We start from the raw sequence: 14,152 nt of genomic DNA, 5'->3' as shown, positions 1-14,152 counted from the left end.
TTGTATTTTCTGAAATAACGAAGTGGAGAGCCGCATGGTTCCCGTAATCGCCCTGGTGGGCCGACCGAACGTCGGCAAGTCCACCTTGTTCAACCGCCTGACCAGGACTCGCGACGCCATCGTCGGCGACTTGTCCGGTCTGACCCGTGATCGCCAATACGGTGAGGCCAAGTGGCAAGGGCGTTCCTACATTCTGGTCGACACTGGCGGTATCTCCGGTGACGAGCACGGTATGGACGAAAAAATGGCCGAGCAGTCGCTGCTGGCCATTGAAGAAGCGGATGTCGTTCTGTTCCTGGTAGATGCCAAGGCCGGTTTTACCGCCGCCGACCAGATGATCGCCGAGCACTTGCGCAAGCGTAACAAGCGTTCCTACGTGGTCGCCAACAAGGTCGACAACATCGACCCTGAAATGGCCCGCGCCGAATTCGCCCCGTTGGGCATGGGCCACGCGATCCCGATCGCCGGTGCCCATGGTCGTGGCATCACCCAGATGCTGGAAATCGCCCTGAGCGACTTCCCGAAAGACGAGGAAGAACCGCAAGAAGGCGAAGAGGAAGAGATCGTTGCCGAAGGTGAGGAAGCCAAGCGCATTCCTGGCCCAAGCGAAAAAGACGGTATCAAGATCGCCATCATCGGCCGTCCGAACGTCGGCAAGTCGACCCTGGTCAACCGCATGCTCGGTGAAGACCGGGTGATCGTGTATGACCAACCTGGTACCACCCGCGACAGTATCTACATCCCGTTCGAGCGTAACGACGAGAAGTACACGCTGATCGACACCGCTGGTGTGCGCAAGCGCGGCAAGATCCACGAAGAAGTCGAAAAGTTCTCCGTGGTCAAAACCCTGCAGGCGATCAAAGACGCCAACGTGGTGATCTTCGTGATGGACGCCCGCGAAGGCGTGGTGGACCACGACCTCAACCTGCTGGGCTTTGCCCTTGAAGCCGGTCGTGCGCTGGTTATCGCGATCAACAAGTGGGACGGCATGACGCCGAGCGAGCGCGACTTCGTGAAGGTTGAGCTGCAACGTCGGCTGTTCTTCGTCGACTTCGCCGACATTCACTTCATCTCGGCCCTGCACGGCACTGGCGTAGGCAATCTCTACGCGTCGGTACAGAACTCGTTCAAGTCCGCGGTCACCCGCTGGCCGACCAACCGCCTGACCCAGATTCTGGAAGATGCTGTCGGCGAGCACGCGCCACCGATGGTCAACAACCGCCGGATCAAGCTGCGTTATGCCCACTTGGGTGGTGCGAACCCGCCGATCATCGTGATCCACGGTAACCAGATCGAGAAGGTGCCGAAGTCTTACGTCCGTTACCTGGAAAACACTTACCGTCGTGTGCTCAAGCTGGTCGGTACGCCGATCCGCATCGAGTTCAAGGGCGGCGAGAACCCGTACGAAGGCAACAAGAACTCGCTCACCGACCGTCAGGTCAACAAGAAGCGTCGTTTGATGTCGCACCATAAGAAGGCTGACAAGAAGCGCCGCGACAAGCGCTGATTCAAGGCTCGCCCACGCCGCTGGTGTGGGCGCATTTGTGGCGAGGGGGCTTGCCCCCGTTCGGCTGCGAAGCAGTCGCAAATCGATCAATGTGTTTTATCAGGAACACCTCGATTACAGGTTTTGGGGCCGCTTCGCGACCCAACGCGGGCAAGCCCGCTCGCCACAGGTATTGCGGTGAACATTAGAAGAAGGGTGCCGGTTGGCGCCCTTTTTTTGTGGGCGTCGTTTGGGCTATCCTCGGGCTCTCCCGTGCCGCCGTTAGAGCCGGGTGTAGCCCAGGGAATCACCGATGATCACCAGTAAGCTGCCGAATGTCGGCATCACTATCTTCACGCAGATGTCTCAGCTCGCGGCGCAAACCGGGGCGATCAACCTGTCCCAGGGTTTTCCCGATTTCGACGGCCCGCAGGCCCTGCGCGATGCGGTCGGTCGGCATATCGCCAGTGGCCACAATCAATATTCGCCGATGACCGGTTTGCCGGCGTTGCGTCAACAGATCGCGGCGAAGATCGCTCGCAGCTACGGCGCGCATGTTGATGCCGACAGCGAAGTGACGGTCACCCCTGGCGCCACCCAGGCGATCTTCTGCGCGATTCAGGCGGTAATCCACAGCGGCGATGAAGTGATCGTGTTCGATCCGTGCTACGACAGCTACGAGCCCTCGGTCGAGCTGGCCGGTGGTCGCTGTGTGCATGTGCAACTCGGCCTGAAGGACTTCGCCATCGACTTCCAGAAGCTCGCCGAAGCCCTGAGCCCGCGCACGCGGATGATCATCCTCAATACCCCGCACAACCCAAGCGGTGCGCTGATCAGCCGCGCCGAGCTGGATCAGTTGGCGGCGTTGATTCGCGACCGCGACATCTATGTGATCAGCGACGAAGTCTACGAACACCTGGTGTTCGACGGTGTGTCTCACGCCAGCGTATTGGCCCATGAAGAGCTGTATCAGCGCGCTTTCGTGGTCAGTTCGTTCGGCAAGACGTACCACGTCACCGGTTGGAAAACCGGCTATGTCGTGGCGCCGCCGGCCCTTAGCGCGGAGCTGCGCAAGGTGCACCAGTACGTCAGTTTCTGCGGCGTGACGCCGTTGCAGTACGCGTTGGCCGATTACATGGCCGAGCACCCGGAACACGTCGAAGAACTGCCGGGCTTCTATCAGGCCAAGCGCGATCTGTTCTGCGATCTGCTGACGCCGTCGCGCTTCAGTTTTACCCGCGTGGCCGGTACTTATTTCCAGTTGGTCGATTACTCGCAGATTCGCCCGGACCTCAATGACGTCGAGATGGCGCTGTGGATGACCCGCGAGCATGGCGTCGCGAGCATTCCGATTTCGGTCTTCTATCAGACTCCACCCGAAGGCCAGCGCCTGGTGCGTCTGTGCTTTGCCAAGCGCGAGGAGACCCTGCGTGAAGCAGCGGCAAAACTATGCGTGATCTGAGTACTCTGCCCAATCTGAATCTTGCGCTGATCCAGACCACCCTGGCCTGGCACGATCGTCAGGCCAATCTGGAGCATTTCGAGCCGTTGCTGGAACAGGCTCGTGGCGCGGACCTGATCATCCTGCCGGAGATGTTCACCACCGGTTTCTCCATGGAATCGGAAACCCTCGCCGAGCCGGAAAATGGCCCCACCAGTAAATGGATGCGGGCTCAGGCGGCGAAGCTGGGCGCGGTGGTGACCGGCAGCATCATCGTCCAGGCGGCTGACGGCAGCCATCGCAACCGTCTGCTGTGGGCACGGCCGGACGGGGAGGTGTGGCACTACGACAAACGCCATCTGTTCCGCATGGCGGGCGAGAACAACCACTACACCCCGGGCGAGCGTCAGGTGCAGTTCGAATTGAAGGGCTGGCGAGTGCGGCCGCTGATTTGCTACGACCTGCGCTTCCCGGTCTGGAGTCGCGATTCGCAAGACACGGACTTGCTGCTGTACACCGCCAACTGGCCGGGAGCACGGCGTCAGCACTGGAACCGATTGCTGCCGGCACGGGCGATCGAAAACCTCTGCTATGTGGCGGCGGTGAACCGTATCGGTACCGATGGCAAAGGCTTTGCGTATACCGGTGACAGTCAGGTCCTGGATTTCCAGGGAGAAACGTTGCTCGGTGCAGGCGATGCCGATGGCGTATTCAAGGTCGTGCTCGACGCGGCAGAACTGGCGGCATATCGCACACGGTTCCCGGCGAATCTGGATGCGGATACCTTCGAGTTCACCTGAAATTCGGGTGCTCCCGAAAAGATCGCAGCCTGCGGCAGCTCCTACAGGGATCGATGTTCGCCGAAATATCGCGGATAAACACCGATCCTGTAGGAGCTGCCGCAGGCTGCGATCTTTTGATCTTCCAATAGCACAAAAAAGGCCCCGAGGTTCTCACCCCGGGGCCTTTTGCATTGCAGCGAAGCTTACGCCGCTTTCGCTTCCGGCTGGCTCAGGGAGCGGTTCAGTGCGCTGAACAGAGCCTTGAAGCTGGCAGTGGTGATGTTTTCATCGATGCCGACGCCATGCACCGCACGCTCACCATTCACCCGCAGTTCAATGTAGGCCGCGGCCTTGGCATTGGTGCCCGCGCCGATGGCGTGTTCGTTGTAGTCCATGATTTCCACCGGGATCGGCAGACCGGCCACCAGCGCTTCCAGGGCACCGTTGCCCTTGCCGCGCCAGTGCAGGTTGGTTTCGCCCTGGCCTTTGCTGGAAACTTCGACCTCCACGGCGCTGTGACCGTTTTCTTCCTGCAAGCGATGGCTGACCAGCGCGTACGGGGTGTTGGCCTGCAAGTACTCGCTGTGCAGCAGCGCGTGGATCTGCTGGGCTGTCATCTCCAGGCCCAGGCGATCGGTTTCACGCTGCACGACCTGGCTGAACTCGATCTGCATGCGACGCGGCAAGCTGATGCCGTATTCCTGTTCCAGCAGGTAAGCGATACCGCCCTTGCCCGACTGGCTGTTGACGCGAATCACCGCCTCGTAGCTGCGGCCGATGTCGGCCGGGTCGATCGGCAGGTACGGCACTTCCCACAGGGCGTCCGGCTGCTGCTGGGCGAAGCCCTTGCGGATCGCATCCTGGTGCGAGCCGGAGAACGCGGTGTGAACCAGGTCGCCGACGTACGGGTGACGTGGGTGCACCGCAATCTGGTTGCACTCTTCGACGACTTTGCGCACGCCGTCGATGTCGGAGAAGTCCAGCTCAGGATCGACGCCCTGGGTGTAGAGGTTCAATGCCACGGTGACGAGATCGACGTTACCGGTACGCTCGCCGTTACCGAACAGGCAGCCTTCGACACGGTCGGCGCCGGCCATCAGGCCCAACTCGGTGGCGGCCACGCCGGTGCCACGGTCGTTGTGGGTGTGCAGGCTGATGATCACGCTGTCACGACGGTTGATGTGACGACCGAACCATTCGATCTGGTCGGCATAGATGTTCGGGGTCGCGCATTCGACGGTGGCGGGCAGGTTGAGGATCACCTTGTGCTCAGGCGTCGGGTTCCACACCTCGATCACCGCGTCGCAGACTTCCTTGGCGAATTCCAGTTCGGTGGCGCTGAAGGTTTCTGGCGAGTATTCGAAGGTCCACTCGGTGTCCGGCTGCTGGGCTGCATATTTGACGAACAGCTTGGCGGCGTTCACGGCGATGGCCTTGATCCCGTCCTTGTCCTGGTTGAAGACAATGCGGCGGAAGGAAGGGGAGGTCGCGTTATACAGGTGAACGATGGCCTTCTTGGCACCGCGCAGGGATTCAAAGGTACGCGCGATCAAGTCTTCACGGCCCTGGGTCAGCACCTGAATGGTGGTGTCGTCCGGGATGTGGCCGCCTTCGATCAGGGTACGCACGAAGTCGAAGTCGGTTTGCGAAGCAGCCGGGAACGAGGCTTCGATTTCTTTCACACCGACTTGCACCAGGGTCTTCCAGAAACGCAGCTTCTTGACCGCGTCCATAGGCTCGATCAGCGACTGGTTGCCGTCACGAAGGTCCGAGCTGCACCAGATCGGCGCTGCGGTAATGGTCTTCGATGGCCAGGTGCGATCCGGGATGTCGATGGTCGGGAACGCACGGTATTTCGAAGACGGGTCTTTGAGCATGCTCATTGGAAAATCCTTATTGTGTGGGCCGAAAAAAGGCGGCCTGCCGGTGGATCAAATGTTCTGGTAAAGCATCAGACGAGGCACCGCGATTCAGCCTGGCAGTCGTGCACTGACGAGGCACAGGCTGCGGTGCTGGCGGAGCTGAATGAGGGTGTGAGAGGTTTTCATGCCTTCAACCCTAACCGCGGGGGGAAAGGATGGCAAGCAGTCGAAAAACTTTGAGAGGAATCCTCGAAAAGCAGGATTTTGCGAGATTTTATTGCTCGTAGGAAGCTGGATCGTTTTGTTGTTTGCGCAGTGTCTCAGCCATGCGCAATCGATAGAAGAGGGGTTGAGTGGGTTGGGAGTGTTCGGTTTATCTGCGGGTTTCGGTGATGCTCAGGCCGCCTTCGCGGGCTTGCCCGCGAAGAGACCATCAGCCTCAACCACTGCTTATGGCTGAAACGCACCAATGAAAATCGCCGGGTCCACCCGCGCATCGTTCAAGCTGACGTTCCAGTGCATGTGCGGACCGGTCGCGCGGCCAGTTGAGCCGACTTTCCCGACCACGTCACCACGCGCCAGTTGCTGGCCGACTTTCACGTCGATCTTCGACATGTGGCAGAACATGCTGATAAAGCCCTGGCCGTGGTCGACGAACACCGTGTTGCCGTTGAAGAAGTAGTTACCGATCAGGATCACCTTACCGGCGGCCGGGGTTTTGATCGGCGTGCCGGCGGGCACTGCAAAGTCGAGGCCCGCGTGGGGATTGCGCTCTTCGCCATTGAAAAAACGGCGCACGCCGAACTTGCTCGACAGCGGCCCATCGACTGGTTTGTCCAGCAGCAGGTTGCTCGGGGTATTCGGGCTGAAGCTGCGGTAGGCACGGATCTGCTCGGCCAACTCGCCTTCGATGCGCTTGAGATTTTCCGGGTTCGGATTGACCTGTTGCGTATTCTTCAGGGTGATGTGCTGTTCCGGGTATTTCTTGTTGCCGACGGTGAAGCTCAGGTTGCGGCCACCGCTGCTAAGCGACTGGCTGCCCGGTTTGACCGTCAGCGGCACGCCGACGATGGCCAGCCAGTTGTTCTGCTCCTTGACCACCAATACGGGTTTGCCTTGATAACTGGCTTTCGGTGCTTGGGCGGAGCTGCCCAGATCCACCACTGCCACGCCACCCGGCACCGGTTTGTTCAACAGGCGGGTGATGTAACTGTCGGCGTGGGCGTTGAAGGTCAGGCACAGCAACAGCAGCGGAGCGAAAAAACGCGGCATGGATCAATCCAGTAAAGAAAGGGTGACAGGCGTCAGGTGATTGTCTTCGACCCGCACTTGCAGTTCGCCGTCGCCGAGTTTGGCTTTCAGGCGCTGGCCGGTTTGGGTTTGCGCGGCGCTGCGGATCGCGTTGCCGCGCTCGTCCAGCAGAATGCTGTAGCCACGAGCGAGGGTCGCCAACGGGCTGACCACATGCAGCGTCTGCATCTGACTTTGCAGTTGCAGGCGACGGGATTTAAGCCCTTCGCGCATGGCCCGGGGCAGGCGCTCGGCGAGGCTGTCGAGGCGCTGGCGAAGCATCGCCAGTTGCCGCCCCGGATGCTGCCCGGCGAGGCGGGTTTCCAAGCGGATCAAGCGTTCGCGACGGGTGTTGAGGCTGCGTTCGAAGGCGCGGCGCAGGCGCATGTCCAGATCATCCAGGCGTTGCGCTTGCTGACGCAGGCGTTCACCGGGATGGCGCAAGCGGCGAGAGATGCCTTCCAGACGCAGCCGATCGCGCATCAAGCGGTCACGCATGCGCATCACCAGTCGTCGATGCAGGCTTTCGACTCGACGCACCAGATCGCTGGAGTCAGGCGCCAGCAGTTCGGCGGCGGCGGACGGCGTCGGCGCGCGAACGTCGGCGACGAAGTCACTGATCGATACGTCGGTTTCATGGCCGACGGCGCTGACAATCGGCGTCACGCAGGCGTCCACGGCGCGGGCCACGGCTTCTTCGTTGAAACACCAAAGGTCTTCCAGCGAGCCGCCGCCACGGGCCAGGATCAACGCATCGAAACCACGGGCATCCGCCAGTTTCAGCGCACGGACAATTTGCGCAGTGGCTTCGCGACCTTGTACGGCGGTAGGGATCAGCGTCAGTTGCACCTGCGGCGCACGGCGGCGGAACACACTGATGATGTCGCGGATCACCGCACCGGTGGGTGAACTGATGATGCCGATGCGTTGCGGGTGCGCCGGCAATGGCACTTTGCGCTCGGCACTGAACAGGCCTTCGGCGCTGAGTTTTTCCTTCAAAGCATCGAAGGCCAGGCGCAGGGCGCCATCACCAGCCGGCTCCACGGTGTCGAGAATCAGTTGGTAGTCACCACGGCCTTCAAACAGCGAAACCTTGCCACGAACCTTGACCGCCAGGCCGTCCTTCAGCGCCTGGCGAACCCGCGCGGCGTTCTGCCGGAACAGTGCGCAACGCACCTGGGCGCCGCTGTCCTTAAGGGTGAAATACACATGGCCGGACGCCGGGCGGGCGAGGTTGGAGATTTCGCCTTCGACCCAGATGTTGCTGAACACGTCTTCGAGCAACACCCGCGCGCGGCCGTTGAGCTGGCTGACGGTCAGGACTTCCCGGTCCAGGCCGAGTCTTGCAAAGGGATCTTTAATCATGGGGCGCATGATAAAGGCAATCTCCTGCGCAATGCACGATCCCCCTGTTGACCGAGTACATCGGTGATCGAGCGGATGCACGCAAGTCCCGTAGGAGCTGGCGCAGCCTGCGATCTTTTGATCTTCAGCAATTCCAGTTCCGCCGCAAATCAAGATCAAAAGATCGCAGCCTTCGGCAGCTCCTACGCCGATCGGGTGAAGTGTTCGATGAATTGCTGAACCAGCGTCGTGGGACTCTGCCGGCAGGCGAGGGCGACGGTGCTGTGGCAATCCGGATCGGCCAAGGGGAGAAAATGGATGTCCGGTGGCGCGATGTCCTGCATCGATTCCGGTAACAGCGCGATGCCGAACCCGGCCTGGATCAATTGCAGTTGCGTGGTTTTGCGCGACACCACCCGCGCCGCCTTGGGAAAGAACCCTTGGCGCATGCACAACTCGGCAGATAGATAGCTCAGGCCGCCACGCTGTGGATGAGGGATGGAAATAAACGCTTCATCCTTCAACTGTGCCAGATCGATGCCGTGCGTGGACTTATCCACCGCCAGCCGATGATTCGGCGGCACCGCCAGCAACAGACGCTCGCTGTACAGCGGAACAATCTGCACCCCTTCACGCTGACGCAGCACCGGCAGGCGCAACAGACCCACATCAAGGCGACCTTCGGCCAATTCTTCCAGTTGCGCTTCGGAGGACAGCTTGACGATGTCCATCGACACACCGGCATGCTGATCCAGATAAACACTGATACCGCGCAGCAGTCGACCGCTCATCGGCACGGTGCTGGAATGGCTCAGGCGCAAAACGCCCAGTTGACCGCTGCCCACTTGAGTAGCCATCTCGCTGGCCTTGGTCAGTTCGTTCAGCAGGTTTCTGGCCCGAGGCAAAAAGGCTTCACCCGCTGCCGTCAGGCGGGGCTGGCGGGCGGTTCGTTCGAACAGCGGCGTTTGCAGGCGGGTTTCCATGTCCTTGATCTGCCGGCTCAAGGCTGACTGAGCAATAAACAGCCGTTCGGCCGCTGCGCTGAAGCTGCCGCTCTCGGCGATTTCCACGAAGTAACGCAATTGGCGGATTGAAAGCACCAGGTATGCCTTTTTGAGATGGGTGATCAATTTTGAAGATATTAGTCGCAACGCCCGGCGCTGGCTAAAGTCATCACAGGAATAAAAGGAAGCCGTGTCGATGAATGTGCTGGAGTTGTTGAGCCAATGGCCGTGGGGTGCGGTGGATTGGTTGGTGATCGGATTGGGTGTTGCCCTGGCCTATATCGTGTTCGGCATTGCTGGTTTTGGCACTGCGCTGGTGGCGGGGCCGATTCTGATTCTGTTCATGCCACTGTCGAAAATCGTGCCGCTGCTGGTGCTGCTGGATTTCGTCGCCGCGTTCGGCAATCTGCTGCCCTCGCGCCGAGATGTAGAGCGCTCCGAATTGCTGCGACTGCTGCCGTGTATGGCGGTGGGTTGCACGTTGGGGGTGATTTTTCTGCTGAACCTGAAATCCGATGTATTGCTGCTGTTGATGGGGCTGTTTATCAGCGCCTATGCGATTTACAGCCTGTGGATTAAAACCCGTCCGAGGCAATTGTCCGTGGGTTGGGCGGTGCCGATGGGCACGGTGGGCGGGATGTTCGGGGCGCTGTTTGGCAGCGGCGGCTTTCTATATGCGATCTATTTGAACAGTCGCTTACCCAAGGACGAGGCCCGAGCCACCCAGAGTGCGCTGATCAGTTGCAGCACCGTGGTGCGTTTGAGCCTGTTTGCCGTCGCCGGTGTGTATGCCGAGCTACCCTTGTTGGTATTGGCGCTGTGTTTGTTGCCGGCGATGGCGCTGGGGCTGTGGATCGGTCGGCGGTTGATCATGAAGTTGTCCCGTGAGGCCTTCGTGCGGCTGGTGACCTGGCTGGTGCTGGCCAGCGGGATTGCCTTGATCGGGCGTTATTTGAGTACTTGACCGGATTTCGTCAGGGATTAAGCTGCCGGCCGCCCTGACAATCGGCGCACCGCAGCAACATCCATTTGACGCAGTAGGCTTGCACCATGAATTCGCAAAGCATCATTGTCCCGAAAATCTCCACACTGCCGGTACACGAACCCCGGGCCCGGGCGGTCGTGCGGTGGCTGGTGCGCAAGAACATCATTAAAGAAGAGCTGACCACCTGTGGCCGCACCGGCAATCACATGGCCCACGCCATCGCCGACGGCGCCCGCTCCGTGGTCCTGCACCCTGAAGCGCTGCCGTTTGGCGAGTCGATCAATGGCCTGGAGATCATCACCAAGCGTTGCATCTACACGCCGGCCAAGGGCTTCCTCGAAGAAGCCGGCTGCGCCGAGTGCCGCAAGGAAATCGGCGAAGCGCTGTTCGAAAGCCTGGAAGACTGGATGCCGGGGCGCACCGATAACTTCACCTGCCCTGAATGCGGGCATGAAGACGACATCAACGGCTTTCTGTTTTTGCAGGAATGCGGCTTTTCCAACCTGGGGTTCATCTTCAACAATTGGCTCGAGGCCGGGTTCAAGCAGGACTTTATCGATGAGTTTGCCGATTGGCTGGATCAGCCCGTGAGTTGGGTCAAAGTCGAGCTCTAAATGCCGGCGTCGGTCCCCTACGGGGGACAATGTTTCTCCGTATGTCAGTAATGCCAATAATAGACAGAGTTTTACATTGAACCCGAGGGGGTGTCTGACTATAATGGCGCGCTTCCATTTTCCCGCTCGGGAGCCCCCGCGATGCTGCGTATCAGCCAAGAAGCTCTGACATTCGACGACATTCTCCTAGTGCCCGGTTATTCCGAGGTGCTTCCTAACGAAGTCAGTCTCAAGACCCGCCTTACCCGTGGCATCGAGCTGAATATTCCACTGGTTTCCGCCGCTATGGACACCGTTACTGAAGCCCGTCTGGCAATCGCCATGGCTCAGGAAGGTGGCATCGGCATCATCCACAAGAACATGACCATCGAGCAGCAAGCTGCTGAAGTGCGCAAGGTCAAGAAGTTCGAAGCCGGCGTCGTCAAGGACCCGATCACCATCGAGGCTGATGCCACGGTTCGTGATCTGTTCGAACTGACCCGCCTGCACAACATCTCCGGCGTTCCGGTACTGCACGATGGCGATCTGGTCGGCATCGTCACTTCCCGTGACGTGCGCTTCGAAAACCGTCTGGACATCAGTGTCCGTGAAGTGATGACGCCCAAAGAGCGTCTGGTCACGGTCAAGGAAGGCGCCAACAAGAACGATGTGCGTGAATTGCTGCACAAGCACCGCATTGAGCGCGTGCTGATCGTCGACGACAAATTCGCCCTCAAAGGCATGATGACCGTCAACGACATCGAAAAAGCCAAGGCTTACCCGCTGGCCAGCAAGGACGATCAAGGTCGTCTGCGCGTTGGCGCTGCAGTCGGTACCGGTAAAGACACCGGTGACCGCGTAGCCGCCCTGGTCAACGCCGGCGTGGACGTGGTGGTGGTCGACACTGCCCACGGCCACTCCAAAGGCGTGATCGACCGCGTTCGCTGGGTCAAGCAGAACTTCCCTGAAGTGCAGGTCATCGGCGGCAATATCGCCACCGGCGCTGCCGCCAAGGCCCTGGCCGAAGCTGGCGCTGACGCAGTCAAGGTCGGTATCGGCCCAGGCTCGATCTGCACCACCCGTATCGTCGCCGGTGTCGGCGTCCCGCAAATCAGTGCCATCGCCAACGTCGCCGCCGCCCTTGAAGGCACAGGCGTTCCGTTGATCGCCGACGGCGGCATCCGTTTCTCCGGTGACCTGTCCAAGGCCATCGTAGCCGGTGCCTCCTGCGTGATGATGGGCTCGATGTTCGCCGGTACCGAAGAAGCGCCGGGCGAGATTGAACTGTTCCAGGGCCGTTCGTACAAGGCTTATCGCGGCATGGGTTCGCTGGGCGCCATGTCCCAGGCTCAAGGTTCCTCCGACCGTTACTTCCAGGACTCCTCCGCGGGTGCCGAGAAGCTGGTTCCGGAAGGCATCGAAGGGCGTGTTCCTTACAAGGGCACCCTGAGCGCCATCATCCATCAACTGATGGGCGGCCTGCGTTCCTCGATGGGTTACACCGGCAGCGCCGACATCGAAGAAATGCGCACCAAGCCTGAGTTCGTGCGGATCACCGGCGCTGGCATGGCCGAGTCCCACGTTCACGACGTACAGATCACCAAAGAAGCGCCAAACTACCGCGTAGGTTGAGGCTTCAAGCAAATCGTTAAGCAACCGGGGCTGTTCTATTCAGCCCCGAGTTGTTTCTGAATCACGACTGTTTCTGAATTACTTAGACGAGACTGAATCATGGCCCTCGACATTCACGCTCACCGCATCCTGATCCTCGATTTCGGTTCCCAGTACACCCAACTGATCGCCCGCCGCGTGCGTGAAATCGGTGTTTACTGCGAACTGCATCCGTTCGACATGGACGAGGAAGCCATTCGCGAATTCGCTCCAAAAGGCGTGATTCTCGCCGGCGGCCCCGAGTCCGTGCACGAAGCCGACAGCCCTCGCTGCCCGCAAGCAGTGTTTGACCTGGGCGTGCCAGTCTTCGGTATCTGCTACGGCATGCAGACCATGGCCGAGCAACTGGGCGGCAAGGTTGAAGGTTCCGACCTGCGTGAGTTCGGTTACGCCCGTGTCGATGTGGTCGGCAAGAGCCGCCTGCTCGACGGCATCGAAGACCACATCGACGCCGATGGCCTGTTCGGCCTCGACGTATGGATGAGCCACGGTGACAAGGTCACCAAGATGCCGGAAGACTTCCACATCCTGGCCAGCACCCCGAGCTGCCCGATCGCCGGTATGTTCAGCGATGAGCGTCGTTATTACGGCGTGCAGTTCCACCCGGAAGTGACCCACACCAAGCAAGGCGGTCGCATCCTGTCGCGCTTCATCCTCGATATCTGCGAGTGCGAAGCGCTGTGGACACCGTCGAAGATTGCTGAAGACGCCATCGCCCAGGTCCGCGCTCAGGTCGGCACCGACAACGTACTGCTCGGCCTGTCCGGCGGCGTGGACTCCTCGGTAGTTGCCGCGCTGTTGCACAAAGCCATCGGCGATCAGCTGACCTGCGTCTTCGTCGACAACGGCCTGCTGCGTCTGCACGAAGGCGAGCAAGTGATGGCCATGTTCGCCGAGAACATGGGCGTCAAAGTGATCCGCGCCAACGCCGAAGAGCAGTTCCTCGGTAACCTGGCGGGTGAGTCGGACCCGGAGAAGAAGCGCAAGATCATCGGCCGTACCTTCATCGACGTGTTCGATGCCGAATCCTGCAAGCTGGACAACATCAAGTACCTGGCCCAGGGCACCATCTACCCGGACGTGATCGAGTCGGCTGGCGCGAAAAGCGGCAAGGCGCACGTGATCAAGTCGCACCACAACGTGGGTGGCCTGCCGGAAGAAATGAACCTCAAGCTGGTTGAACCGCTGCGCGAGCTGTTCAAGGACGAAGTCCGTCGTCTGGGCCTGGAACTGGGCCTGCCGTACGACATGGTCTACCGTCACCCGTTCCCGGGCCCGGGCCTGGGCGTGCGGATCCTCGGTGAAGTGAAGAAGGAATACGCCGACCTGCTGCGTCGCGCCGACCACATCTTCATCGAAGAACTGCGCAAGGCCGACTGGTACCACAAGGTCAGCCAGGCGTTCGTGGTGTTCCAGCCGGTGAAATCGGTTGGCGTTGTCGGCGATGGCCGTCGTTACGCCTGGGTCGTTGCCCTGCGTGCCGTGGAAACCATCGACTTCATGACCGCGCGTTGGGCGCACCTGCCTTACGAGCTGCTGGAAACCGTCAGCGGCCGTATCATCAATGAAATCGAAGGCATCTCTCGCGTTACCTACGACGTGTCGAGCAAGCCGCCGGCGACGATCGAGTGGGAGTGATCCCGGTCTGACTGATCGTCGGTAGTCCCTGAAAGGCCCTGTGAACGCGAGTTTAC

Annotated in this window: 11 protein-coding genes; 7 read left to right on the top strand and 4 right to left on the bottom strand. The window is 60.2% G+C overall.

The genetic code is table 11. The features are described 5' to 3' along the window. Positions 1 to 34: 34 nt before the first annotated feature. From der to LOY36_RS22980, 3 genes are all read left to right on the top strand, one after another. Positions 35 to 1,507 (top strand): ribosome biogenesis GTPase Der, encoded by a 1,473-nt coding sequence (gene der / locus LOY36_RS22990; protein ID WP_018927059.1) that lies wholly within the window; start codon positions 35 to 37, stop codon positions 1,505 to 1,507. Between the two features lie 292 nt (positions 1,508 to 1,799). Next, positions 1,800 to 2,948, top strand: a complete 1,149-nt coding sequence (locus LOY36_RS22985; RefSeq protein WP_019581055.1) for a pyridoxal phosphate-dependent aminotransferase — start codon at positions 1,800 to 1,802, stop codon at positions 2,946 to 2,948. Beyond that, positions 2,936 to 3,727 (top strand): amidohydrolase, encoded by a 792-nt coding sequence (locus LOY36_RS22980; protein WP_258671079.1) that lies wholly within the window; start codon positions 2,936 to 2,938, stop codon positions 3,725 to 3,727. The genes LOY36_RS22985 and LOY36_RS22980 overlap by 13 nt, the downstream gene beginning before the upstream one ends. 185 nt (positions 3,728 to 3,912) lie before the next feature. On the opposite strand, the gene leuA is transcribed toward LOY36_RS22980, so the two are convergent. From leuA to LOY36_RS22960, 4 genes are all read right to left on the bottom strand, one after another. Further along, entirely contained in the window at positions 3,913 to 5,592 is a 1,680-nt protein-coding gene (gene leuA / locus LOY36_RS22975) for a 2-isopropylmalate synthase (RefSeq protein ID WP_258671078.1), read from the bottom strand. Positions 5,593 to 6,021: 429 nt separating this feature from the next. Beyond that, entirely contained in the window at positions 6,022 to 6,843 is an 822-nt protein-coding gene (locus LOY36_RS22970; protein ID WP_258671077.1) for a peptidoglycan DD-metalloendopeptidase family protein, read from the bottom strand. A 3-nt stretch (positions 6,844 to 6,846) separates the two neighbouring features. Then, entirely contained in the window at positions 6,847 to 8,226 is a 1,380-nt protein-coding gene (gene xseA / locus LOY36_RS22965) for an exodeoxyribonuclease VII large subunit (RefSeq protein ID WP_026345670.1), read from the bottom strand. A gap of 182 nt (positions 8,227 to 8,408) precedes the next feature. Continuing rightward, positions 8,409 to 9,305 carry a LysR family transcriptional regulator gene (locus LOY36_RS22960; protein WP_258671076.1) on the bottom strand — a complete coding sequence of 299 codons (897 nt, stop codon included), beginning with the start codon at positions 9,303 to 9,305 and terminating at the stop codon, positions 8,409 to 8,411. 100 nt (positions 9,306 to 9,405) lie between these two features. Here LOY36_RS22960 and LOY36_RS22955 point away from each other — a divergent pair, with 100 nt between their 5' ends. From LOY36_RS22955 to guaA, 4 genes are all read left to right on the top strand, one after another. Continuing rightward, positions 9,406 to 10,173, top strand: coding sequence for a sulfite exporter TauE/SafE family protein (locus LOY36_RS22955; RefSeq protein WP_258671075.1), 768 nt, complete (start codon positions 9,406 to 9,408; stop codon positions 10,171 to 10,173). A gap of 86 nt (positions 10,174 to 10,259) precedes the next feature. Beyond that, positions 10,260 to 10,808, top strand: a complete 549-nt coding sequence (locus LOY36_RS22950; protein WP_258671074.1) for a sugar ABC transporter ATPase — start codon at positions 10,260 to 10,262, stop codon at positions 10,806 to 10,808. A 141-nt stretch (positions 10,809 to 10,949) separates the two neighbouring features. Then, complete coding sequence (guaB, locus tag LOY36_RS22945) at positions 10,950 to 12,419, top strand: IMP dehydrogenase (protein WP_007940455.1); 1,470 nt, start codon at positions 10,950 to 10,952, stop codon at positions 12,417 to 12,419. A gap of 99 nt (positions 12,420 to 12,518) precedes the next feature. Then, positions 12,519 to 14,096, top strand: a complete 1,578-nt coding sequence (guaA, locus tag LOY36_RS22940; RefSeq protein ID WP_019647779.1) for a glutamine-hydrolyzing GMP synthase — start codon at positions 12,519 to 12,521, stop codon at positions 14,094 to 14,096. The last annotated feature ends 56 nt before the right edge of the window (positions 14,097 to 14,152 follow it).

Origin of the sequence: Pseudomonas sp. B21-019 (assembly GCF_024749225.1) — a bacterium.
Taxonomy (GTDB): domain Bacteria; phylum Pseudomonadota; class Gammaproteobacteria; order Pseudomonadales; family Pseudomonadaceae; genus Aquipseudomonas.
This window is presented reverse-complemented; position numbering and strand designations above follow the sequence as displayed.

Coding starts and splice junctions, on each gene's coding strand:
- LOY36_RS22980 (WP_258671079.1), top strand. CDS start 2,936: ATGCGTGATCTGAGTACTCTGCCCAATCTGAATCTTGCGCTGATCCAG.
- LOY36_RS22950 (WP_258671074.1), top strand. CDS start 10,260: ATGAATTCGCAAAGCATCATTGTCCCGAAAATCTCCACACTGCCGGTA.
- LOY36_RS22955 (WP_258671075.1), top strand. CDS start 9,406: ATGAATGTGCTGGAGTTGTTGAGCCAATGGCCGTGGGGTGCGGTGGAT.
- der (WP_018927059.1), top strand. CDS start 35: ATGGTTCCCGTAATCGCCCTGGTGGGCCGACCGAACGTCGGCAAGTCC.
- guaB (WP_007940455.1), top strand. CDS start 10,950: ATGCTGCGTATCAGCCAAGAAGCTCTGACATTCGACGACATTCTCCTA.
- xseA (WP_026345670.1), bottom strand. CDS start 8,226: ATGATTAAAGATCCCTTTGCAAGACTCGGCCTGGACCGGGAAGTCCTG.
- leuA (WP_258671078.1), bottom strand. CDS start 5,592: ATGAGCATGCTCAAAGACCCGTCTTCGAAATACCGTGCGTTCCCGACC.
- LOY36_RS22985 (WP_019581055.1), top strand. CDS start 1,800: ATGATCACCAGTAAGCTGCCGAATGTCGGCATCACTATCTTCACGCAG.
- LOY36_RS22970 (WP_258671077.1), bottom strand. CDS start 6,843: ATGCCGCGTTTTTTCGCTCCGCTGCTGTTGCTGTGCCTGACCTTCAAC.
- guaA (WP_019647779.1), top strand. CDS start 12,519: ATGGCCCTCGACATTCACGCTCACCGCATCCTGATCCTCGATTTCGGT.